Source organism: Bacteroidota bacterium (assembly GCA_030017895.1).
Classification (GTDB): domain Bacteria; phylum Bacteroidota; class Ignavibacteria; order UBA10030; family BY39; genus JASEGV01.
Genome location: JASEGV010000021.1, coordinates 18164 through 41709 on the forward strand (window position 1 = coordinate 18164; position 23546 = coordinate 41709).

Annotated in this window: 20 protein-coding genes; 7 read left to right on the forward strand and 13 right to left on the reverse strand. The window is 37.8% G+C overall.

The features are described from left to right. Positions 1 to 18: 18 nt before the first annotated feature. The 4 genes from QME58_05670 to gdhA all read right to left on the reverse strand — a co-directional run bounded on the left by QME58_05670 (position 19) and on the right by gdhA (position 9308). Positions 19 to 3066 carry an SBBP repeat-containing protein gene (locus tag QME58_05670; protein MDI6803319.1) on the reverse strand — a complete coding sequence of 1016 codons (3048 nt, stop codon included), beginning with the start codon at positions 3064 to 3066 and terminating at the stop codon, positions 19 to 21. Positions 3067 to 3208: 142 nt separating this feature from the next. Beyond that, entirely contained in the window at positions 3209 to 5788 is a 2580-nt protein-coding gene (locus QME58_05675) for a T9SS type A sorting domain-containing protein (protein MDI6803320.1), read from the reverse strand. A gap of 74 nt (positions 5789 to 5862) precedes the next feature. Next, positions 5863 to 7725, reverse strand: a complete 1863-nt coding sequence (locus QME58_05680; protein MDI6803321.1) for a PQQ-binding-like beta-propeller repeat protein — start codon at positions 7723 to 7725, stop codon at positions 5863 to 5865. Between the two features lie 242 nt (positions 7726 to 7967). Next, positions 7968 to 9308, reverse strand: coding sequence for an NADP-specific glutamate dehydrogenase (gene gdhA / locus QME58_05685; GenBank protein ID MDI6803322.1), 1341 nt, complete (start codon positions 9306 to 9308; stop codon positions 7968 to 7970). Between the two features lie 130 nt (positions 9309 to 9438). Here gdhA and QME58_05690 point away from each other — a divergent pair, with 130 nt between their 5' ends. From QME58_05690 to QME58_05705, 4 genes are read left to right on the forward strand one after another with little or no spacing between them, the layout of a single operon-like run. Then, on the forward strand, positions 9439 to 10206 hold the full coding sequence (locus tag QME58_05690) for a glucose 1-dehydrogenase (protein ID MDI6803323.1): 768 nt from the start codon (positions 9439 to 9441) through the stop codon (positions 10204 to 10206). A gap of 11 nt (positions 10207 to 10217) precedes the next feature. Beyond that, the gene (locus QME58_05695; GenBank protein ID MDI6803324.1) at positions 10218 to 11423 is read left to right on the forward strand and encodes an aminotransferase class I/II-fold pyridoxal phosphate-dependent enzyme; all 1206 of its coding nucleotides are present in this window, start codon (positions 10218 to 10220) and stop codon (positions 11421 to 11423) included. A 9-nt stretch (positions 11424 to 11432) separates the two neighbouring features. Then, a complete protein-coding gene (locus QME58_05700; GenBank protein ID MDI6803325.1) occupies positions 11433 to 12062 on the forward strand; it encodes a sigma-70 family RNA polymerase sigma factor in 630 nt (209 codons plus the stop codon). 39 nt (positions 12063 to 12101) lie between these two features. Next, positions 12102 to 12989, forward strand: a complete 888-nt coding sequence (locus QME58_05705) for a LiaF-related protein (GenBank protein ID MDI6803326.1) — start codon at positions 12102 to 12104, stop codon at positions 12987 to 12989. A 40-nt stretch (positions 12990 to 13029) separates the two neighbouring features. On the opposite strand, the gene QME58_05710 is transcribed toward QME58_05705, so the two are convergent. Genes QME58_05710 through rlmN form a run of 4 tightly spaced genes read right to left on the reverse strand, consistent with a single transcriptional unit; the run spans position 13030 to position 16516 of the window. After that, positions 13030 to 13965, reverse strand: coding sequence for a hypothetical protein (locus QME58_05710; GenBank protein ID MDI6803327.1), 936 nt, complete (start codon positions 13963 to 13965; stop codon positions 13030 to 13032). A 22-nt stretch (positions 13966 to 13987) separates the two neighbouring features. Next, positions 13988 to 14746: a glycerophosphodiester phosphodiesterase family protein gene (locus tag QME58_05715; GenBank protein ID MDI6803328.1), complete on the reverse strand. Its 759-nt coding sequence runs from the start codon at positions 14744 to 14746 to the stop codon at positions 13988 to 13990. Between the two features lies 1 nt (position 14747). Beyond that, entirely contained in the window at positions 14748 to 15389 is a 642-nt protein-coding gene (locus QME58_05720) for an adenylate kinase (protein MDI6803329.1), read from the reverse strand. A 35-nt stretch (positions 15390 to 15424) separates the two neighbouring features. Next, entirely contained in the window at positions 15425 to 16516 is a 1092-nt protein-coding gene (rlmN, locus tag QME58_05725) for a 23S rRNA (adenine(2503)-C(2))-methyltransferase RlmN (GenBank protein ID MDI6803330.1), read from the reverse strand. A 139-nt stretch (positions 16517 to 16655) separates the two neighbouring features. On the opposite strand from rlmN, the gene QME58_05730 reads away from it, so the two are divergent. Continuing rightward, positions 16656 to 16877 carry an addiction module protein gene (locus tag QME58_05730; GenBank protein ID MDI6803331.1) on the forward strand — a complete coding sequence of 74 codons (222 nt, stop codon included), beginning with the start codon at positions 16656 to 16658 and terminating at the stop codon, positions 16875 to 16877. A gap of 471 nt (positions 16878 to 17348) precedes the next feature. On the opposite strand, the gene QME58_05735 is transcribed toward QME58_05730, so the two are convergent. The 4 genes from QME58_05735 to QME58_05750 form a co-directional block, all read right to left on the reverse strand. Continuing rightward, positions 17349 to 17615, reverse strand: a complete 267-nt coding sequence (locus QME58_05735; GenBank protein MDI6803332.1) for a type II toxin-antitoxin system RelE/ParE family toxin — start codon at positions 17613 to 17615, stop codon at positions 17349 to 17351. An 11-nt stretch (positions 17616 to 17626) separates the two neighbouring features. Next, positions 17627 to 17818 carry an antitoxin gene (locus QME58_05740; protein ID MDI6803333.1) on the reverse strand — a complete coding sequence of 64 codons (192 nt, stop codon included), beginning with the start codon at positions 17816 to 17818 and terminating at the stop codon, positions 17627 to 17629. A gap of 213 nt (positions 17819 to 18031) precedes the next feature. Continuing rightward, positions 18032 to 18697, reverse strand: coding sequence for a hypothetical protein (locus QME58_05745; GenBank protein MDI6803334.1), 666 nt, complete (start codon positions 18695 to 18697; stop codon positions 18032 to 18034). Between the two features lie 149 nt (positions 18698 to 18846). Further along, positions 18847 to 19974 (reverse strand): ATP-binding protein, encoded by a 1128-nt coding sequence (locus tag QME58_05750; GenBank protein ID MDI6803335.1) that lies wholly within the window; start codon positions 19972 to 19974, stop codon positions 18847 to 18849. A 319-nt stretch (positions 19975 to 20293) separates the two neighbouring features. Here QME58_05750 and QME58_05755 point away from each other — a divergent pair, with 319 nt between their 5' ends. Together QME58_05755 and QME58_05760 are read left to right on the forward strand one after the other, a co-directional pair. Then, on the forward strand, positions 20294 to 20551 hold the full coding sequence (locus QME58_05755) for a hypothetical protein (protein MDI6803336.1): 258 nt from the start codon (positions 20294 to 20296) through the stop codon (positions 20549 to 20551). After that, complete coding sequence (locus QME58_05760; protein ID MDI6803337.1) at positions 20551 to 20763, forward strand: DUF2283 domain-containing protein; 213 nt, start codon at positions 20551 to 20553, stop codon at positions 20761 to 20763. Before QME58_05755 ends, QME58_05760 begins: the two co-directional genes overlap by 1 nt. Before the next feature lie 273 nt (positions 20764 to 21036). On the opposite strand, the gene QME58_05765 is transcribed toward QME58_05760, so the two are convergent. After that, a partial coding sequence (locus tag QME58_05765) for an Ig-like domain-containing protein (GenBank protein ID MDI6803338.1) occupies positions 21037 to 23546 on the reverse strand: 2510 nt, incomplete at its 5' end.

Consider the following 23546-nt stretch of genomic DNA (forward strand, 5'->3'; position numbering starts at 1 on the left):
AGATCTCCTGTGATTAATTTATCGAATCAATAACATTTTCTTGATTGAGGTATAATTATTTGCATTCAACGAGTTGGATGAACTCACCACAAGTTTATAAAAATAAACACCCGTAGGCAATCCGCCTGCGGCGGATTCAGCATTAAACTCGATAGATTTATTACCGGCAATCTGGAATTCATTTAATAATTTTGCTACTTCTCTTCCTATTAGATCATATATCTTCAAGGTTACATGGCAATTTTCGGGTAATTGGTATTTAATGATTGTTGTAGGATTAAATGGATTAGGATAGTTCTGAAAGAGTTGATACTGTATCGGCATTTGCTCAGATTCACTTACCGATAATGGATTCTTTGTATACTTGATAACAACTGGGACAGCCCAATTATCATATTTTAAAAGATTACCTACTACGTAAAAAATATCTGTACCGTGCAAAGAAATAGCAATAGCCCCTTCGTTTGCATACCAAGGGCTATCGTGATGTACGACTGTTTTCAGATTACCATCCTTGTCATATTGTATCGTGAGAATAATATCATAAGAATTAATACCCTTTGTTTTTCCTGTAATATACACATTTCCAAATCCATCCACAGTAATATCCGATGGATAATCGTCTGAGTTTGTTTCTCCATTGTATCTTACTACCCAAATCTGTTCTCCATTTGGATTTAATTTCAGTGTAAAAATATCTTGATTGTTATCGTAACTATAGCCGGTTACATAAATATTAGAGGAGTCGTCAAGTGTAAGTGCTACCGGAACATCATTCCCATATCTACGGTAATCGTAACTATTTTCCCAAAGGACATTTCCCAATGCATCATATTTAAAAACTAAGCATATATCATTAATGCTCGTTCCAATTACATACACATTGCCCAAATCATCCGCTTTAATACCTTTAGCAAAATCATCTTTATCCAAAACACTGCTATAGGTCTTAGTCCATTTGTGTGTTCCATTCGAATCGTATGCTATTGTTATAAAATCGTATGATGTTCCAGATCTTTTTGTATTCCCAACGACATAAACATAACCACGCTTATCAACATCTAAACTGACAGCATAATCATCCGAATTGTTTCCTGGTGCACTATACCGAGCTACCCATACCTGATTACCATTAGCATCGTATTTGATAGTAGCAATATCAGACCAACCGACTTCATCAGAACTAGATCCAGTTACATATACATGCCCATTATCATCAACTTTAATTGCAGATGTAATATCAGATAGTATATTAGGTCCAAAATATTTTCTTATCCATTTTATATCACCTGAACTATCGTACTTTATCGTCGTATAACATAAATACCAAGAACCCCAAAAAGTTTCATGACCAGTTACATAAACATTTCCCTGTTTATCCACAGTAATAGCTACTGGTTCATCCATTAAATTTGCTGCTCCATTATAACGTTTTTCCCAGCAAATATTACCGGTTGGGCTATATTTTATGGTTAGAAAATCGTATTTCGTGTTTAAACCTTCACTTTTCGACAAAACGTAAAGATACCCTTTATTATCGATAGTTGCATCAACAGCAGCGGTTTTAGAAATTGTACCACCATTATATCCCGAAGTCCATTTTTTCATTCCGTCCGCGTCGATCTTCATCGTTATATAATCTTCGGCTGTTGTATTCTTCCAGTTATAACCTGTTACATATAAATTCCCCTTCGAATCAATATTCATTGCCGAAGTATAACCGTACACATACGGAGGCTCAAGAAAATTCAATGTATATATCTGGTTACCGAGTGTGTCATATTTAATTAGGGCTTTATTACTTAGGGCGTAAATGTATCCTAAGCTATCCAACTCGATTCCTCGTGCGTCATCACCCGCTTCATAATTATACCTCGCAACCCAGCGAATATTTCCACCGCGATCGAGTTTTATTGTCGCAACATCATGTCCATTTACATTTCCACTACTTCTTCCTGTAACATATACGTTTTCTTCATTATCAACAATTATATCTTTACCATAATCTTCAGTTGAATAACCAATAACATCGTTATCATATCTTCTCATCCATATTTGATTACCTGAACTATCGTATTTTACGATAAGATAATCATACCACCATGGATTTCCAGAAATAGTACCAATTGTGTAAACATTCCCTTTATCATCAACCACAATACCGTCTGACCAATTACAAGGATTACCACCGCTATTGTACTGAACCGCCCAAAGTTGGGTTCCATTCTTATCATATTTCACGGTATAATGATCCCACCATAAACCGCGATACCCAGAGCTACTTCCTGTTACATATACATTTCCAGAATTATCAATATCAATCGCTTTCGCAGCATTATATGAATTCCATGTGCCAGGTCCACTAAAAGTATTATACCAGAGTTTAAATCCATCTGTATCGTACTTAATTGTTTTATAATCGGCGTCGGCATTTCCGTCAGAACTCGAACCTGTTATATATACATTACCAATCTTATCCACCTTCATTGCGGTCGGGCTCATAGCCTCTTTGGCAATCCAAAGCTGTTCGCCCCCTGAATTATATTTTACAGTAACCGTATGAATATAAGAGCTCCGTCCCGTTACATATATATTACCCGAACCATCGATATCGAGAGCTACCGCGAAATCATCCGAATGGTTTTGACCGTCGAATATTACAGCCCATAGTCCGTTTCCTGTGGAATCATATTTAATTGTAACGATATCATAACCGTTTGGTAAATTCTCACTCGACCCCGTTACATATACATTTCCTAAACGATCGGTCTTTACGGCTATAGCCTTATCAATTTTTGGGATTTGCCCCGAAAGATAATATTTAGCCCATTCCATTTTTAGGGAGTCATTATTAACACTTGAGATAATCCGGGAATCATTTTCTGTCGAACGAGTACCTGATGATTTGTGTAGTTCATTGGGTAATTGAATATTGTAATAATTCCACCAAAACGGATTGTATTCACTTTTATTACGTTCAATGTAATCTGGTAAGTATTGTGAAAGAAGAAATTCTTTCGGGCTGATTAATAATAGGAAAATGATAATAAATTTCTGAAATTTCATTATATTTTTCATAAAAAAATGGGATCCATTTGAAAGTTATTTAATTACTACAGTATGTATCTACTCAAATCTCTATTCTTCACGATTCTTGCAAGTTTGTCCTGAACCATTTATATTTCCTAACGATTTATAAAAATTAAATTTATCGAATTAATACCATTTTCTTGACTGAGGTGTAACTACTTGCATTCAATGGATTCGATGAACTCACCACCAATTTATAAAAATAAACGCCACTTGTCAAATTTATTGCATCAAATTCTACAGATTTATATCCTGCTTCTTGGAATCCATCAACCAACTTCGCAACCTCTTTGCCTAATACATCATATATTTTTAAGGTTACGTAGCCGTTTTCAGGTAAATCGTATTTTATTACTGTTGTAGGGTTGAACGGGTTTGGGTAATTTTGATATAATGTAAAGTTTTCAGGTATATTTTCTTCAGTAAATGTTTTATAAAATTCACACGGTCTCGGCAGTGCTGCTTGCGCTTCTACAAAAAGAATATCGTTTTGTGAACTTCCAATATATAGATTACCATTGCTGGATAATAAAATTTTATCTTCTCCGCTGCCGGGTCTTGTTAACCAATATTTTGTGTTATTCTGCCACTTAATATTCCAATTTATATTTATAGGATATTGTGCATCCTTAATAACTATCGGCATTCTTTTTATTTTTTGATTCGGTAAGACAGTTTCGATAAATTTATTAGATTGAAACCGCACGTTAAACAATCCTTTCGGAGTAACAGGCGGCATTTCAAAATCGCTGATTCCTAAATTTACTGCGCGACCAGCATTTCGCGTGTACATTGTTTGAGTATTGCCATTTGCATCTGTGATTGTAAAATTATCGAGTGTTGAAAGTGAGGCAACAGGATCGCAAGGGTTCGGCGGCTGCGGTGCCGATTGAGTGGTAAATACCCAAGTATTAGACCAGTTACTCGTAGCTATATCGGAGGAGGCATTCACTCGCCAGCAATATTTTGTACTGTACGATAAGCTTACTTGTTTAAGTGTATCGGTTATTGAAGGATCATCAAAAATGAGATTTGTAAAACAGTTGTTAGTAGAAATTTGTAAACGATACGATACGGCATCGGTCGATTTTCTCCAGCGGAAGATTGGGTTTATCGATATTCCCGTTGCACTGCTATCCGGTTTAACAAGTTTTGGAATTGGGGATGCACCTGGCGGATTAGCGGATGGTTGATCTGCACAGAATGCTGGTTGATTTAACGATGTAGTAGAATTTATGTTCAATTTCAATATTCCACTTTGATTAGCTTTCACCCAGTAACCAAGCCCAGGTATTATGGTATCAGCAACATGATATGCACCATTCCTGTAACCATAAAGATATGAACTAATTATTCCAGGGGGATCAGAAGTCGCTTTTGATTTCAATAAATTTAACGAGATAGAACCTATCATATTCCAACCTGCAACCAAATTAATTTCATGATTTAAAATTGGAGGACCTTCATATTCGTAGGTATGACCTTGGTTAAACTTTACCCAATAACCTTTTCCATTTTCAAGTGTACTTTTCGGGACATATCCGCCGCTCTCATAAGTGTAAGCAGGAGTTATCGCATCCGGATACACGATGCTTTTGTCGTAATTACTAACTATGTTCGGCACACTTAACATATTCCAACCAATCGGAATTTTTGATTTTATTTTAAAATTACCGTTTACGGTTAATTGAGAGTTGGTACCAAAACTCCAAATAGAGTTTGCACTTATAAAAAGATTTCCACCTGATGCGATGTTAATCACAGAGTTGTTACCAAGTGAAATCTCAGCTCCGTTGCCGATTATTAATGCGGACTTTCGTTGAGCGGTCAGTGTAATGTTATCTGCAATTGTTAATTTTAAATCTTTTAGTTTAGAAGGTTCAGGGTAAAGATACGGATCAATTATTATTTCATTATTTGGTAACTCAGGATCCCCTGGACCTATTATATTTGTATTTATATCTACAATAGCTGGAGAAAGAAGTGTATCGGATGTAACACCATCCAAAGGTAATATATTTGGGAAGAAAAAATCTCCGTTACGCTGATTCTTCGGTATAAACTGTAGCTCATTCCAAACGCGATATACTTTGTTGTTTTCTATTTCAAATAGAGAAGTAATTTTCCCAGATCTAATATAAACCCGAGAGTTGATACTCTTTGAATTATCATAAGTTATTATTATATCACAACCAGGATCATCTGGGAAATTTGAATCCATAAAATCAATGTAAAAAATATATTCTTTTTCAATAGTCAATCCTTTATTTTTAATTTTAATTTCATATATCCCGTAACCTATCCAGTCAAAGAAGCCTGGTGCCCTCGGTCCACCTGCACCAATGTAATCAATATATATTGTTTTGGGTATATCACCCTCACTCCAAATTATATCATGATCTACTCCAATAATACTTTGTGGTTCAGAAGAATTAGGGCAGCCAACCATATCATCCTTTCTCTGGTATTCGTGACTGTATATTTTCTTCTGCGCTGGACAATATAATCCTTTCATTACATCTCCAGAATATATAGTCCCAACTTTTTTAATCGAAAAATAGATATTGCCAGATGAACCAAAATTTTCAACTTTAAAAATCATATCAGAAGGGATAAATGTTGAACTCTGTGAATATCCCAAATTATTGAAAAATATAATAAAAAATGAAATTAGAAAAATCATAAATTTTGTTTTCATAGTAATATTCCTCTTATATTATGTTTGTGATAATTCATTAAAAAAATCATTATTATTGCAAATTCACATTTTCACTATTTAATAGCCACAACAAACGGATAAAAACCACTATAGTAAACTGTACCGTTATCAGAAATAACAATTGAATATACAATATTACTAAAATAATTGAAGGAAAAATCGATAATACCAAATTCATTAATACGTATCATTTCAAAACGATTCAACGAACTTCCATCAGTTCCGAAATACATTCTTCCTTTATTATCAATTACAGGATATGATTCAACTGAAAATTCTAATTTTAATTCCCATAATAATTTTCCTTCCGTATTGTACAGGTAGATATTATTTCCCATATATGATATAATATTTCCATTAGGTGTGATTGCAGGCGTTGCTCTTGGTAATTCTCCAAAACCCTTTCCTATCCATTTTAATTTGCCTTGACTGGTAAGGCAATAAAGATTGGGTTGTTGAATTTTATAAAAATAAATATTTCCATTTCCATCAATTACTAAGTTTAAAAAGTTTACCCCAGCACTGTCAGTATATCTCCACTTTTCTTTTCCATCAGGATATAGTGCGATTAATGCTTTATCATACCAACTGTTATAATATATTATTCCATCTTTATCTACGGTTGGAGAGCACAAATTATTTGCTCCATCTTTAGTCCAAATAATTTCACCTCCCAAACTATTTAATGCAATTAATTTTCCCCAGTATGGATTTTCATATGTGCAAAAGTAAATTATATTATTTTTTGATATTGCTGGTGATGAATACGTCGATGAAATATTTGTCTTCCATAAATTTTCTCCCAGCGGTGTATAAGCTGCCGTTAAATCTCCTTGGAGTGTATTTGAGCTAATAATTATTGTTCCATCATCTTTTATTGATATAAAAACACCAACTCTTGCGTTATATCCTTCAACAACCCATAACAAATCTCCATTCTCGGAGAACGCATATAAAAGGGTATCGGAAAACCTACAGCCGATATAAACATTACCCTCAGGGCCTACACTCATCATACCAACTCTATGAGGAAAATCGCGCCTCCACAAGATTTTAGCACTTGTATCTTCTAAACCTTTTGGATATGGGTAAACCACATTATGTCCTCTTCCGCTTGCATCGTATCTCACCATTGGCCATTGTGGAACTTTTAGAATTGCTTCATAAACCTGAAAATTTAGGACAGTATCACCTAGGACAAAAACATTTTCAATTTTCATCGGTTCAATCTTTGGTTTTGTGCTGTCCGTGTTTTCTATAGAAACAGTATACACATTGCTTGAGTCTTGGTAAAGGTCTTCAACATAATAATTATTGGTTTTTCTAAAAACCTCAGCAGTTGTTCCGCTTGTTATTATATTATCAATGAACAACATCTTCCTTACTTGTCGCTTATCTCTAATACTCACCGAGTAAAAATAAATGCCATTTGCCACTTTTCTTCCTAAACCGTCTTTGCCATCCCACTGTACTTGTCCAATATTCTGTCCTGTGAACTCTTGTTGAAATGTTTTTACTCTCTGTCCTAATATATTATAAATACTAATTAGAACCGGAGATTGTTGTTTAATTTGATATGTAATAGTAGTTTGTTCTGAAAATGGGTTCGGATAGTTTTGGTAGAGTTTAAAATCTGTAATTTCTTTGTCATCGTTCTCAACTCCCGTAATCGTTATAATGTAATTCCCCGAAGAATCGGACAGCGAAATAAATTGGCGGTTGGTATCGACAGCATTTACAAAACATATCTTGGCTCGGTTAACTGGTATGCTGTTAGTAGTGGTTATCTTTCCGCTTATAATGGTCCCAGAATAGGAAAACCCCAGTTTTACCAATAAAAAGGTAGTTAAAATAATGATACAAAATTTTCTCATAGATACTTTTCTACGGCGGAAGTAATATATTCTCAGTTTCATCTGCCTTCGCGTTATCTTTGTAGGCATAATAAATAAAAGATATTTATAAAGCAAATTTTAAACGTAAAAAATTACCTTCAAAAGTAGGAAAAACGATGTGATTTATGTCAAAGTAAATTAACTTATAGCAAATATTTTATGAATGGTTTGCACTAACAAACCTATAGGTAGGGAAAACATCAATAAAAAAACCTCCGGGCTCCACAAAAAAACCCGGAGGTAACCAAACTGAGTTTACAGGATTAAACAACTCCTTGATTTAACATAGCATTAGCGACTTTCAAAAAGCCACCGATGTTGGCACCGTTGACATAATTACCGGGCGTTCCGTATTCTTTGGCAGTTTCTACACAAGTGTGATGAATGTTCTTCATTATCGAATGTAATTTTTGATCAACCTCTTCTCGCGACCATGGTAAACGCATGCTGTTTTGTGTCATCTCAAGTCCCGATGTGGCAACACCCCCGGCATTGGATGCTTTGCCGGGTGCATATAAAATTCCGCCATCCTGAAACACTTTTACACCTGCAATTGTTGTAGGCATATTTGCCCCTTCAGCTACATATTTACAACCGTTCTTTACTAATTCTTTTGCATCGTTTTCGTCAAGCTCGTTTTGAGTTGCGCAAGGAAGCGCAATATCGACCTTCACACCCCACGGTCGTTTGCCGGGATGGAATTGTACTTTGAATTTATCGGCATACATTTTAACTTCATCCTTACCGCTTGCACGCATATCTAACATAAAATTAATTTTTTCGCCTTTGATACCATCTTTATCGTGAACGAATCCATCCGGTCCTGAAATTGATAAAACTTTAGCCCCCAACTCGGTTGCTTTGAGAGCCGCCCCCCAGGCAACGTTACCGAAACCGGAAATTGAAACTGTTTTTCCATCGAAAGTATCATTCTTGGTTTTTAACATTTCTTCAGCAAAGTAAACTACACCAAAGCCCGTAGCTTCGGGTCTGATCAGTGAGCCGCCCCAGCTCAATCCTTTACCGGTTAGCACGCCGGTAAACTCGTTTGCCAATCGCTTGTATTGACCGAACATGAAACCGATTTCACGTGCACCGACCCCGATGTCGCCGGCGGGAACGTCAACATCGGCGCCGATATGGCGGAATAGTTCAGTCATAAAACTTTGGCAGAACCGCATAACTTCATTATCGCTTTTACCTCTTGTATCGAAATCGGCTCCACCTTTGCCGCCGCCCATCGGCAGTGTAGTTAAACTATTTTTATATACTTGTTCGAATGCTAAAAATTTCAAAACGCCTAAATTTACGGAAGGATGAAATCGCAAACCACCCTTGTAAGGTCCGATGGCGCTATTCATTTGAATTCGAAAACCGCGGTTAATCTGAACTTCACCTTTGTCGTCCATCCACGGCACCCGGAAAATTATTACCCGCTCAGGTTCTACCATTCGCTCCAAAATTTTTGCTTTTCGATATGCGGGGTTACGCTCTAAAACTAAATCTAACGATTCAAATACCTCTTGAACTGCTTGATGAAATTCCTTTTCACCTGGATTTTTAATTTGTACCTGTTCAATTAAATTGCTAATGTACTCAGTCATTTTATTCCTCGTTTAATTATTTGAAAGAATGTTGTTTATGATAGGTCTCTTAAAATCAATCCCAAAATAACAATTTTTATTGTATTTAACAAATAAAATATTTTCTGAAAAAGTTCGTATATTCAACATTATGAAACAAGAATTTAAAGGTAAAACTTTTATTATTACAGGAGCTTCGAGCGGAATCGGAAAAGCCGTTGCCAAACTTGCGGTTGAGCGGGGTGCCAACGCGACCATTACAGCCAGGCGATTGAACGAACTGCAAATAACAGCAAAAGAAATTAACCGTCAGAACATCGAGATTGTTTCTGCTGATATTACAAACGAAGCAGATAGAGAATTAGTTATCGAAAAAACAGTAACCCGATTCGGCGGTATCGATGTGTTGGTTAATGCAGCAGGAATTATCGGAACGGGAAATATTGAAAACACAACTCTCGCACAATGGGACTATATGATGGATGTAAATTTGCGTTCGTTGTTTCGACTGATACAACTGACGCTGCCGCATCTGATTGAACGAAAAGGGAACATCGTAAATGTTTCGAGTATCACCGGTGTGCGTGCCTTCCCGAACGTACTCGCTTATTGTGTCAGCAAAGCAGGGGTCGATCAACTTACACATTGTGTTGGACTTGAACTTGCACCGAAAGGAGTCCGCATAAATTCTGTTAATCCCGGTGTTGTGGTAACAAACTTACATCGTGCCGGAGGAATGGAAGAAGAAAAGTATAACGCATTTTTAGAACACAGCAAAACAACTCATCCACTCGGCAGAGTCGGGCAACCAGAAGAAGTAGCTGAATTGATTTTATTTCTCGCATCCGAACGGGCTGGCTGGATAACGGGCAGCAGTTACAGCATCGACGGTGGACGATCGCAAACATGCGCAAGATGAAAGGAACATTTATGAAGAACAAAAAAAATCAAAAATTATCAATATCTACACGGGCAGTTCACGGTAAACGTTTATATGCTTATACAGGACCTGTTGCATTACCAATTTACCAGACCAGCACATACCGTTTTGAAAACTCGAAACTCGCAATCCGTTATGCCGAAGGGGACGAATCGGTTTATGTTTACACACGGTATCACAATCCTACTGTGAACGAGGTTGAGAACAAAATTGCATTTATGCAGGAAGGCGAAGCAGCAGCTTTGTTTTCTTCGGGGATGGCGGCGATAAGCACCGCGATACTTTCGCTCTGCAAATCGGGCGACGAGATTGTAAGCATTCCCTCGTTATACGGCGGAACTTACCGCTTTTTCAGAGATACATTGCCCAATTACGATATAAATGTAAAATATGTGGATGTGAATTCGTTGGACGACTTGAAATATCTCATCACTCCCAAAACAAAAATTGTATATCTCGAAACTCCGACAAATCCAACGCTCGACATTGTCGATATAGCAAAATTAGTAAAACTTGCACGCGGTGCGGAGAAGGAGTTTAAATCCAACATAACAATCATTATTGATAACACATTTGCTACAATAATCAACCAACAGCCGTTCGATTTTGGAGTCGATTTAATCATCGAAAGCATTACAAAATATTTAGGCGGTCACTCCGATTTAGTTGGCGGTGTAGCAATCGGTAGTAAGCAACTCATTAAGAAAATAAAAACTTTAGCAAAACATTTAGGGGGTTGCGCCGATCCGTTTGCAGCTTTTTTACTTGATAGAAGTTTAAAAACTTTCGAACTTCGTGTAAAAAGGCAAACTGAAAATGCCTTCGTATTAGCAAAAGCATTATCGAAACACAAAAAGGTGAACCGTGTTATTTATCCCGGACTTGCTTCGCATCCAAAACATCAGCTTGCAAAAAAGCAGATGACCGGTTTCGGAGCTATGGTTACAATCGAAGTAAAAAGGGGGGCGAAGGGGGCTGTTAAAGTCTGCGATAATTTAAAAGTGGCTATTAATGCGATGTCGTTAGGAGGGACAGAAACCCTCGTCAGCATTCCGGTTTATTCTTCGCATGTTAATATGTCGGGTGAAGAACTTGCACGGCATGGAGTTACACCGGGTATGATCCGCATTTCGGTTGGTGTCGAAGGAATCGACGACCTCGTGAACGATTTTAATCAGGCATTGGATAAAAATTAATTTCGTTGAATGGCTCGGGAAATAAAATCAAATAGAACTATCAGCGAGGCAGAAAAGATTGTATCGCAAAAAGAGGATCTGCGGCTGATTAATAAAGCTTTACGCGGCGACCAAACAGCTTACCAAAGGTTGGTTAATAAATATAAACCAACTATTACATTTGTATTGTATCGAGTTGTACAGGACAAAGATGATGTTGAAGATGTTGTTCAAGAAGTTTTTATAAATACTTTCAGGGCTTTGAAGAGCTTTAAAAAGGAGTACTCTTTTTTCTCTTGGATATATAAGATTGCATTAAACAAAGGCATCGACTATTTACGAAAGAAGAAGCTTAAAACTTTTTCAATTGATAAACCTATAGCAGCCAAAGACGGCGAAGTGCATTACGAAGTTCCCGATTCAACTTACGAGCCGGATAAACATATAATAGCAAGCGAGAAATCTGCATTAATCCAGGCGGCAATAGATAAACTACCACCTAAATATAAGCGTGTTATAATTATGCGGCATATGGAGGAGAAAGATTATTCCGAAATTGCCGAAGAGTTAAAACTTCCGATTGGCACTGTAAAAGTTCATATCTTCCGCGCAAGGGAGCTATTGAACAAATATCTGCGTCATAAAATCCGCCACTATTGAAACTTAATTTTTTGCAAAGCGTAAAGAGTTTAGAGTTTTATGAAATATTCTAAAAAATATAGTATTTTCCTTTTTTTCCTTTTCTTTACCACAGCCGCAGCGGCGTATAACCTTTTGTTGGACGATAAAAGATACCAAAAGGAAACCCCGTACGGCAATGAAAGAGAGCTAAAAGTAAACATCGAATCTGCTTTTGGTAAACTTGTTATCGGCAAATGCGATGATGAGAATGTTTTCAGTTACGATGTTTTACGCAATCCCAAATTGGGCGACCCAACCGACCAGATCAAATACACGATCATTGACAGGATAGGATATTTAGAAATCCCAAGTCCCGGCAGCGAGCAGTCGAAGAAAAAATCGTTTCACATAAGCAGTATAGAATCTGAAAAGTGGATATTAGACCTTACCGGCAGAATTCCAATTTCATTGGATATTCAATTAGGTGCGGGTAAAGGAAATTTTGATTTCACAGGTTTAAAGTTAAAGGATTTGGATATTTCGACCGGGGCAAGTTCTGTTACAATCATGTTTAATAAATTGAATCAGCAGACGATAGAAAACCTCAACATCGAAACCGGAGTTAGCAGGTTTAAAGCTTATAATTTATCCAACGCAAACTTCAACAAACTGAAATTCAGCGGTGGGATTGGCTCGTACGAGCTTGATTTCAGCGGCGAATTAAATAAAGAAGTAGATGTTGACATTGAGATTGGTTTGGGATCGATTACTATTTTAATTCCAAAATATGTGGGCGCCAAAGTTTACTACGAAAAGAATTGGATATCGAACATCGACCTAGACAGAGATTTTGATGAAGCACAAAATAATGAATACGTAACCTCGAACTATTCCGGAGCAAGTGGTAAGATGAATATCCAGATAGAAGCAGGGTTCGGAAGTGTGAAGGTAAAACGACTAAAGTAAATGGAGACCACCTGAACGGCAGCCTCCATCTCAACGAATTTTATATCGCGATACCTAAACCTAAAAGCGCAACAGGTTGGTTGGAGTAATTGTACTCTGCATTAATATGGAAAATAAAAAATTTCAATCCTAAACCTGCTGTGATTCGAAATGTATTCTCACCGTTCATCGTAATTTTAACTTCTGTCGCTGCAACGCCCGGAGGTGTCCATTGATATTTGAGTTCCATCGAAGAAGTTTCATAAGCAAACCCACCATAAAAAGTTGCAAATAATAGTGTCTTGCTGATTTGCGTTCCAAAACTTAAAGCCGAGGCTTCAATCAAAGGTTTTAATTTTAAATTTTGGTACATAATATGAGCTGACCAATCGAACGGTAAAGGTACAAACCATTGTCCAATATTATGTTGCAAGCCGAATCCAAGAAACGAAAACTCGCCGAAGTCGCCTATCTTGGTAGTTGGGTAATAACGAATTAATGCACGGGTTCCCAAAATATTACCTATCGCAATATGCGGAACTGGAATTAAAAAAATACCCGAATTCATACCATTAGCTAATCTAAGTGTGTCACCAGGTATTATGCTGCCGGGTACTATTGTCCCATCAGTGCCAAAAATTGTGGCAGTTTCTACGGGGGTTGGGTACTTATTTATTGGGCGGTAATAATTTAAATCGCTTAAATCAGCTTGAAATTTTTTAGCTTCGTCCGGTATTAATGCAAACATAAATTTTGCACCCACATAAACATCAATTCCGGTTGAAACATCGGCGGTGTGAAAAATACCCGAATTTAAATTGGCGCCGAAGGCATTCACGAACGGCTGCATATAACCTTTTGCGTAACCTTTTCCAAATTTCTGCAAACGTTCTTCAACCGTTTGAGCAGTAACTGCCGAAACGAATAAAAACGAAAATACTGTTAAGCCAGTAAATACTTGTAATAATTTTTTCGCAACGTTTTGTGTTGTCAACATTTAATTCTCCTATTATTGTTATTTACAAATTCGATAAATAATACTTCATACTCTTAGGGACATTTGTAATTATCCCATCTACATTTAAATTCACCATACTGTCGAAATGATTGCGGTTTTCAATTGTGTAAACAAAAATCATTTTCTTTTCCTTGTGTGCATCGATTACCATTCGTTCGCGCAAATAATTTCGACTGACTACAATGACATCTGCGAGATATTGTTTAGCGAGTGAAATAGGGTTATTGACTAAATGAATAACTGGGCTGTAAATAATTCCTGTCATCAATGTGCTATCTAATTGTTTTACTTTTTTCACCAAAGAATGTTCGAACGATGTAATGAGGAGAGATTTATTCAATTTATATTTGTGTGCTAACTCGACACAACTGTTTATTATCTTATTTTTATTTTTAATTTTCTGTTTAATTTCGATGTTTATCCCAACCTTTTTGTTTACAAGTTTAAAAACCTCCTCCAATGTTGGAATTACTTCAACAGAATATTTGGGATTGAACCACGACCCTGCATCAAAATTTTTTAATCCCTCTAAATCAAAATCCTCAACCTTCCCTCTGCCACTCGTAGTACGCTCGAGGCGTGAGTCGTGAATCACAACAACCTCGTTGTCGTGCGAAAGACGAACATCAAGTTCGATAGCATGCGTCCCTTCGTCGATAGCTTTCTTAAAAGCAGCAATCGTGTTTTCAGGAGCCGTTACCGATGCGCCACGATGGGCAATAACAATCGGTTTATCTGTTCTTGTTTTCCAGGAAAACAATTTAGTTCTTCAATATTGAATTAATTTTATTATAAACGTTTTCTATTTTTCCAAAACCATCGACGACATGAAGAAAGCCTTCGTCTTCATAATATTTCTTTACAGGAGCTGTGGCTTCTTTATAAACTTTCAGCCGCTTTAAAACCGTTTCCGACTTGTCGTCGTCGCGCTGAATCAGATTCCCGCCACACTCGGTACAAATATAATCATAAATTTTATCATTATGAATATTATAGATTCTATGGCATTTAGAACAGCTATATCTGTACTTCAGCCGGTTCATTATTTCAGCATCATCGACATCAAGATAAATAACAGCATCTATAGCGATACTCAATTCCGAAAACAGTTTTTTTAAAGCGTCGGCTTGCACAACCGTTCGCGGGAATCCATCCAAAACGAAACCATTTTTGCAACCGTTAGAGGTTATCACGTTTCTGATAATTCCAATCATAATGTCATCTGAAACAAGCTTACCTGCTCCAATAACATCTTTGGCTTTTTTTCCCAATTCGGTTCCTTGGGCTATTGCACTTCTGAGTATGTCGCCGGTAGATATGTGCAGTATATCAAAATTTTCAGCAAGCAACTTCGCTTGTGTCCCCTTACCAACACCCGGTGGACCAAATAAGATTATCTTCATATATAAATATAATGTTTTGTTGCATTTGTAGCAATTTATTTCGATTTATTTTTAACAGCCAATTGTCCGCAAGCTGCGGCAATATCCTCGCCAGCACTGGAACGGATAAAGACGGTAACGTGATTTTTTCTAAGGGATTGGGCAAATTTTTCGGTATCTTTGCGGGATACCGGACGCAGTTCGCCAGCAAAACCACGAGGGCTGATAAAACTGATACTGTGGAACGGTATAATGTTTATTTTACAAGGGATCGTTTTCGACACCTTGATTATAGCTTTCAAATCTTTTTCGGTGTCGTTCACTCCGGCAAAGAGGATGTATTCAAACGTAACCCGCTCTTTTGTTTTGCTGTAGTAATACTCTATTACGCCGAGAAGTTCCTGAAGGTTAAATTTTTTATTCATCGGCATAAGCTGTGTGCGGGTTTTGTTGTTCAAGCTGTGGAGCGAAACCGCGAGTTTTATTTTTTTGCGCTCGTCAGCCATGCGTTTAATGCCTTCCACCCAGCCGGCAGTGGAGAGTGTAATTCTGCGGGCGGGAATGTTCATTCCGTTAACGAGTATATCAACGGCATTCATTACGTTATCGTAATTCATCAGCGGCTCGCCCATTCCCATAAAGACTAGATTCGTTATCTTTTTACCCGTAAACTTTTTGGTTTGTAAAACCTGATCCACAATTTCACTCGCCGTAAGATTTCTTTGAAAACCCATAGCACCGGTTGCACAAAATGCACAATCTAACGGACAGCCAACCTGCGTTGAGACGCAAAGAGTTAAGCGTTTTTGCTCATCTTCATCCGATGCTGCGCCGTTTTGGTAAGATGTAGCGGGAGGTATTAATACGCTCTCTATTCTTTTCCCGTCGTTCAATTCAAACAGAAACTTTGTTGTATTATCGTGTACGGATTTGTAGAAAGTTTCGAGTTTAATGTTTTCAATTTCTGCAAGTTCGTTCAATTTTACCCTCAACGATTTGGAAAATGTTGACATATCGTTGAACGATTCGGCTTCTTTGTTGTAAAGCCAATCGAACAATTGCTGTCCTCTGAACTTCTTCTCGCCGATGGAAAGAACAAATTCTTCTAATTCCTTTTGAGTTAATCCTTTAAGGTTGGTTTTCTTCATAACTGTTGATGCAAGTTAAGAAAATGCGGAGAGTGTTGCAAACATAAATAATACACACGATGTTGACAAATGCATTTTTTACTATTTGCATAAAAGGTAAGAAAATTATAGATTAACTTTGAACAATAAAGGTGAAGATATGAATAATACATCACTTGCTGATATAATACAGCTTAGTATACCGGAACGTCTTCAGATTGTGGAAGATATCTGGGATAGCATAGCGGCAATACCCGAAGCCATTCCCTTAACCGAAGATCAGAAGATAGAACTTGATAGAAGGATAGTGGAATATAAGCTAAATCCCGAGAAGGGTATTCCTTGGGAAAAGGTGAAAGAAAAAATTCAATCGACGAAATGAGTTACACTGTATCGTTCCGACCAGAAGCTGAATAAGATTTGCTCGACGCATTCCGTTGGTATGAAGAACAACGTAAAGGGCTTGGGTTGGAATTTTTCCAAGCTGTTGATTCCCGCGTTTCTTCAATCCAAGGGAATCCTGAAGCGTATCCGATTATTTATAAAAACGTACATCGGGCATTACTCCGTAGATTTCCATACTGCATATTTCCACTTTCGACGGAATCCAATTCATTGGCAAGAGCGTAAGTAGTGAAGGTTGCAAAAACTAATAGTGCCAGATCTATTGAGACAGGGCGCGATTCCCTCCACAAATTAATTATGTTCGACTCATTTTTCTCAGAGACTCGATGTTGAAAGTGAGGAGCACCTAAAACCTTTAGATTGCGTTTTTACTGATTTGGTATTATTTATTCATTGTCAGCATGTCCTTGAATGTATCCATATTCAGACAAGGGGGAATAGAAGGTGCTTATGGAAAGTATTTATAAATCTCTTTCCTGTGCAACACCCGGTAAAAAGTAATTTTACCATTTTCGAATTTAAATCCAATACGATAATCGCCTAATCGGATTCTGTAAAAATTCTTGAAACCCGATAATTTTCTATGATGGTGTAGCTGTTCTAAGTTTCCCATCTCCGGAATTTCGGTAAAAACGAGTTGCTTAATCTTTGATTGAATTTCTGACGGAAGCCGGTCAATATCTTTGAGGAATGTCTTCTTAAACGAAACTTGCATAATAAGATTTCTTACGCATTAAACCCGACTATCTTCTTTGCCTCTTCAATATCAACCTCATCATCATCCTCAACTTCTTCCATTGCTTTCCCGAGTCCGTAATCGAGCAATATATTTTCAATTTTGCTGAAACTCTCTAAATCAATCACAACTGCTTTAGGTCGTCCTTCATCATCGACAATATATGATTTTGTTAGGGTCATTGTTTTTCCTTCAAATTGGTCATTTATTTTTTACTTGATAAAGATAACTATAAAAGGGAACGAAATCAAAATTGTGCGATTTGCCTTCCGTGCAAGCAAATTAAAAGCGCCCGATCTCATCAACCGGGCGCGATACCCTCCACAAATTGGTTATGTACAACTCACTTTCAACTCAGAATCCAAGCGGAAAGTGAGTCGCACATTCTTCGTTTCTTATCTAAAAATTGTTAAACCAAGAAATTGATAATTTTCACTAAACTCAAATAAGACAGGAAATTTTTTTAAATCTTTTTTTCTTATTTCCCATGGGAAGTCGCCGAATTTTTCTTTGCCTCGTTTGTTCTTTGTTTTATTTATTTTTACATGTATAAGATGAGTGTCTACCGAGCACTCGACTCCGCTTTCTTGTAAAAAGACGATTCTTTCAGCAGCCATATTAATTTCATGTTTGTTGCTAAAGTAACTTGATTTATAAGAATTGTGAACATCTACATTCAAAATTGATCCATGAAACTTGATAGTGTCGTTAACGATTGTTGCTTCCTTCTTTGTTTTAAAAGTCTTCTTGGAATTTGGATTTAATTTAGTGCCTATTATTTTCAGACCCTTTGCCGGAAGTATATAATACGACTCACCTACTCCTTTGATTTTTCCGCAAATTTTACAACATACTTTTGCCTCTTTGGTCTTCTTATATCCATCCCAGTGTTTACAGTGTAAACCTAAAAATTCCCACGTTAAACCAAGTTGGTGATAGATATTAAAAAATATCTGAAGCTCCTTCTTACTAATTCCTTTTTTGTTTAGAAAATTATTGCTGATAAAGTCTAAGCTTTTAAAAAGTTTTTTTAATTCTTTTTTTACATGGTCTTTTTTCATTAGTAAGAATTTAAAGAAATAAGTGTGGAGAAACAAATTGGTTATGTGCGACTCACTTGCTTAACCTCCCGAAGGTTACCCGTGTTTTGTCTAAGTAAACCTTCGGGAGGTTTGCGATGTCTTACTTCATCAAAATTAATTTCGTCTTGTTATAATCCCAAGAAGTTTTCAAAATTTTCTGATGTAATTACTTGTGTTTTGCTTTGAGGATAAGCGTTTGTAAATGTTTTCGGGAACTTACCTTTTGCTTTTACATTCCACTTAAATTCGAACGCCGACAATCGTCCGCTCATCTCTTCGATATAATCAATCTCTTGTTGCATAGTTGTTCGCCAAAAATACCGCGACATATCAGTGCCTTTGTAATGTAAGTATTTCATACGTTCGCTGATAAGAAAATTTTCCCACAGAGCGCCGATGTCCGAGCGCATGTTTGGGGCGCTGAAATTACTGATAATAGCGTTGCGTATTCCGTTATCGAAGAAATAGATTTTTTTCCCCTTTTTGATTTCATTACGCACATTACGGTTGAATGCGGGGAGACGGAAAACAACGAACGCTTTCTCAAGGAGGTCTATATACTTTTCTACCGTCTCATTATCTGCATTCACAATCTGGCTGATTTCATGATAACTAACTTCACTCCCAATTTGTAATGCCAGTGCTTTTAGAATTTTTTCAAGCATCGCCGGCTTCTTTACGTATTCCAGGGTCAATAGATCTTTGTAGAGGTAACTTCCAGCGAGTAATTTTAATAATTCCTTTTCTTCACCGGGTTTGGTGATAATTTCAGGATAACACCCGAAAATAAGTCGATGTTCTATTAGCCGCTTTTCATCAATAAGTCCGTGGTGCTCGACCATCTCACCAAACGAAATTGGATAGAGAAGGTATTCATATTTTCTGCCTGTAAGCGGCTCGTTAGTTTTGTTGGCTAATTCAAAAGCTGATGACCCGGTTGCAATTACTTGCACATCTTTCAGATTGTCAGCGAATAGTTTTAACGTAATTCCTATGTTCGGAATACGCTGAGCTTCATCTATGAATACAATTTTATGTTTACCAATAATTGATTTCAATTTCGTTGAGGTTGTATTGCTCAACATCTCTCTCACATCTGGCTCATCTCCGTTGAGGAGGAGCGATGGTAATGATTGAGCATTGAGAACCGACTGAATCAGTGTAGTTTTACCTGATTGCCTTGGTCCAAGTATAATTATGACTTTTCCCTTAAAAAGGCGCTCTGTTATTTGTTTTTGTAATAGACGTTTTATCATATTTTGCGGTTGTAACCGCACAACAATATAATATATTGCGGTTGAAAACGCAAATCAGTAGTAAAAACGATAGATATTAGGGTTTCTAATTATTATGGTGTGGAAAAAAAACGCCCGATCTATTAAGAGCGGGTGCCATACCCTCCACAAATTGGTTATGTGCGACTCACTTGCTTAACCCCCCGAAGGTTACCCGTGTTTTGTCTTAGTAAACCTTCGGGAGGTTTGCGCTGTCTTACTTCATCAAAATTAATTTCTTGGTTTCTTCTTGTTTGCTTCTTGTAATAAAGTTCGGTAATTTAATAATGAGATCATTTTAATGGAATTAGCGCACGTGGTTATCAGATTCTCAAGACATGCAAAACGAAGAATAACGCTTTATAGGATTCAACAAATTGATATTGAAAATTCGATAGAAAAACACATGAAATCAGAGAAATTAATCTTTGGCAGGCACGAGTTTATTGATGAAGGATTGAAAGAAAAATATAGATTGCCAGTTAAAATAGTTATTGATATTGGTAAAGACTTAATAACCGTGATTACTGCTTATCCCTTGAAGAAAGGAATTATATAATGAAAATATATTATGATAAAGAAATAGATGCAGCGTATATCGAATTATCAACAGAAAAACCGGAAGGTGTTATTGAGATTAAAGAGGGTGTACATCTCGATATTACAGCCGACAACCGAATTGTTGGCATTGAATTTTTGGATGCTTCTAAAAAGATTTCACTTTCTTCATTATTTGAATACCAAGTAGCTGAAGATTTGGTTCATATTTAATTCAGAGTTCATTAAATAATAAAAGCGCCCGATCAATACGACTCGGGTGCTATACCCTCCACCATTCTCTAATCCACAAAATAGATTTCTTAGTGTCTGGAGTTGGGAGGGAGTTCCAACTTCCGACCAATCACGGTCAGTCGGCAGTAGAACTTCCTCCTAGTCAATGGTCATGTGTAATTCACTCTCTTGGTAAAACCTCCGACTTCTCAATGAGTTGAGTTATCAACTGGCGAGAGAAATTCTATGTAAGAAGTTGGAGGTTTATCAGTTCTATTTCATCAAAATTAATTTCTTGGTTTCGACGTAATCAGTCGCTTGCCGATCATTGATGGAGTGGGCTTGCAATCGATAGAAGTACACACCACTCGTCAAACCTGAAGCGCTGAAATTCACCTCGTGATACCCAGCTTCTTGCTTTCCATCCACAAGCAACGCCACTCTTTGACCAAGCGTGTTAAAAACACCCAGGCTTACATGCGATGCTTGCGGCAAAGCGTACTTGATTGATGTAGATGGATTGAAGGGGTTGGGATAGTTATGGTACAGAGCGTATTCTCTCGGAAATTGTTTATCCCCTTCAGCCATTCCGGTTATGATCGTATTGCTGAACGGACTCAAATTTTCGTGGATATCCATCGCGCGGACTGCGTAGTAACTGTTTCCAGGCAGTGGGCTTTGGTCAACATATTGTGTGTCTATCGTTGTTCCAAGCTCTACCAAATTAGCCGGAGATGTCCCTCGGTATAATACGTAGCTGTGGAGATCGCTCTCGCTGTTCGCATTCCAGTGCATGCTTACCTGTCCTGCGGCAAACGATGCCACGAAGCCTTTCGGTGCAAGCGGTGCAAGATTATCCACCGAGTAGCCGCTGTCAACGTTTGAATCATAAAAGACATTTGGATTGCTCGTATGAGCGGAGACCAAATAGTAATGCTTACCATCAGTTGTAGACATAGAGTCGTAAAGCGTCGGTGCTGTGTAGGAGTACTCAGAGAATCTGTGTGCAGGTTGATTGGCAATCCATTCCCAGAAATACGTTGCGCCGTTGGTTGAGGTAACCCTGTATGCTATGCCTTTGAAGTCGCCACTGATAGAAGTCATTGGAACGATTCCGGATTTTTGCACCGAACCTTGAGGGATTGCCCGCCAGATGCTGTAGAAGGGAAGGGTACTTACATTTGTGTCCAATGGTGATGCTTTCCATTTGACAGTGACGTGACTTCCTTGATCGTTAGGGACGTCTCGGATAGAAAGAATTCGTGGATGACCTATATTGTTGATATAAACGATAACTAGGGCTGAATTAGATATATCTTTTCCATCGGTGATGATATAGGAAAAGCTATCCACTCCAAACCAATCGCGACGAGGTGAATATATTACTGTTGTATCACCAGAACCGATGAAGATTCTACCGGAAGTTAAGCTCGTGTCGAGTGCGAATACTTTGAGCGTGTCTCCATCAGGATCACTATCGTTGCTAAGTAAATGAATTTGGATAATACTGTTTTCCGGTGTGGAAACTGTGTCATTTCTTGCGATAGGAGGATTGTTCGGAGGAGTTATAGTTTTCAGAACAAGACAAGACGATGTGAATGTTGTGTCGAGACGAAACCCACCTCCTATGTCTAAGCCATTGATGATATCAAAATTTCCACTTCTAGAACCGTAACACATGATTTGAAAAGTATCAATACCAATGGGTCTGAATCCATCTATGAGATTCAAATCAAGTGCACCGAGCAGAGTTGCAGTGCCAGTTACCTTTAGTCGGTCATATCGTGTCGTGTCGCGACCGCCAATTTCAACATGGAACATGCCCGAGCTGCTCTGAGTGTAGTTTCCAGTGATCCGTATCGAGCCAGCAGAAGTCCCAGGGCTTAAGATTCCAGCATTGTTCACGCCCGCGCTGATAATGCCGGAACCTGATAGCATTCCACCTTGGATGTCTATCGTACTATTTGATCCTATTGTACCACCGCCCAGCACGGTAATACCAGCAGTTTGTCTAAATCCTCCTCCAAAGTACAAGGTACCGACTTTCGCCTCTGCTGTGCCAGTGTTATTGAAAGTGGGATTAATCGACGTAGTACCTGTCGTGGTTGTCCTTCGAAACGTACCGTAGTTCTCAATATGAGGTGTAGGAGAACCAGATGTCCAGATGTTGATATCTGCTTGTATATTGAATGTCCCCCAATTTGCAATTACAGCACTGTTGCTCATCGTAAATGAACCAGTGCAAACAGTTGTTACGTTACTTCTGAGTGTGAGAGTTCGTCCATTGAGTGTTTTACTCACTGCACTAGTTATATTAACTGAACCACCTGTGTCAACAACTGTCATCCCTGTACCTAGCATCGTTCCACCTGACCAGTTGAAAGTTCCGCTTATTGTCAATGTACTATCTCCCGACAGAGAACCAGCAACAACAGCAAAGTTCACCGCTGGTATAGTCCCATTTACATTTACCGTTGCACCATTTACACGAGTAAATCCAGTACCTGTGAAGCTTGTACCAGTTTGTATTATATACGTACCCCCAGTGAAATCTATGTAAGCATTATCGCCCGTATTCCATTCTCCATTGCTTGTTCCTCCATTGGAAAGCTGAATTGTGCCACTGTAGCCTTGTACTGTTCCTATGTTATGAAACACCACATTGATTTGTGTTATTCCTGCCGTATTGGATTTTCGAAATGTTCCATAATTGTCGATACGTGGAGATGGAGAACCAGATGTCCAGATGTTGATATCTGCTTGTATATTGAATGTCCCCCAAT

Coding starts and splice junctions, on each gene's coding strand:
- QME58_05670 (MDI6803319.1), bottom strand. CDS start 3,066: ATGAAATTTCAGAAATTTATTATCATTTTCCTATTATTAATCAGCCCG.
- QME58_05675 (MDI6803320.1), bottom strand. CDS start 5,788: ATGAAAACAAAATTTATGATTTTTCTAATTTCATTTTTTATTATATTT.
- QME58_05680 (MDI6803321.1), bottom strand. CDS start 7,725: ATGAAACTGAGAATATATTACTTCCGCCGTAGAAAAGTATCTATGAGA.
- gdhA (MDI6803322.1), bottom strand. CDS start 9,308: ATGACTGAGTACATTAGCAATTTAATTGAACAGGTACAAATTAAAAAT.
- QME58_05690 (MDI6803323.1), top strand. CDS start 9,439: ATGAAACAAGAATTTAAAGGTAAAACTTTTATTATTACAGGAGCTTCG.
- QME58_05695 (MDI6803324.1), top strand. CDS start 10,218: ATGAAGAACAAAAAAAATCAAAAATTATCAATATCTACACGGGCAGTT.
- QME58_05700 (MDI6803325.1), top strand. CDS start 11,433: ATGGCTCGGGAAATAAAATCAAATAGAACTATCAGCGAGGCAGAAAAG.
- QME58_05705 (MDI6803326.1), top strand. CDS start 12,102: ATGAAATATTCTAAAAAATATAGTATTTTCCTTTTTTTCCTTTTCTTT.
- QME58_05710 (MDI6803327.1), bottom strand. CDS start 13,965: ATGTTGACAACACAAAACGTTGCGAAAAAATTATTACAAGTATTTACT.
- QME58_05720 (MDI6803329.1), bottom strand. CDS start 15,389: ATGAAGATAATCTTATTTGGTCCACCGGGTGTTGGTAAGGGGACACAA.
- rlmN (MDI6803330.1), bottom strand. CDS start 16,516: ATGAAGAAAACCAACCTTAAAGGATTAACTCAAAAGGAATTAGAAGAA.
- QME58_05730 (MDI6803331.1), top strand. CDS start 16,656: ATGAATAATACATCACTTGCTGATATAATACAGCTTAGTATACCGGAA.
- QME58_05735 (MDI6803332.1), bottom strand. CDS start 17,615: ATGCAAGTTTCGTTTAAGAAGACATTCCTCAAAGATATTGACCGGCTT.
- QME58_05740 (MDI6803333.1), bottom strand. CDS start 17,818: ATGACCCTAACAAAATCATATATTGTCGATGATGAAGGACGACCTAAA.
- QME58_05745 (MDI6803334.1), bottom strand. CDS start 18,697: ATGAAAAAAGACCATGTAAAAAAAGAATTAAAAAAACTTTTTAAAAGC.
- QME58_05750 (MDI6803335.1), bottom strand. CDS start 19,974: ATGATAAAACGTCTATTACAAAAACAAATAACAGAGCGCCTTTTTAAG.
- QME58_05755 (MDI6803336.1), top strand. CDS start 20,294: ATGGAATTAGCGCACGTGGTTATCAGATTCTCAAGACATGCAAAACGA.
- QME58_05760 (MDI6803337.1), top strand. CDS start 20,551: ATGAAAATATATTATGATAAAGAAATAGATGCAGCGTATATCGAATTA.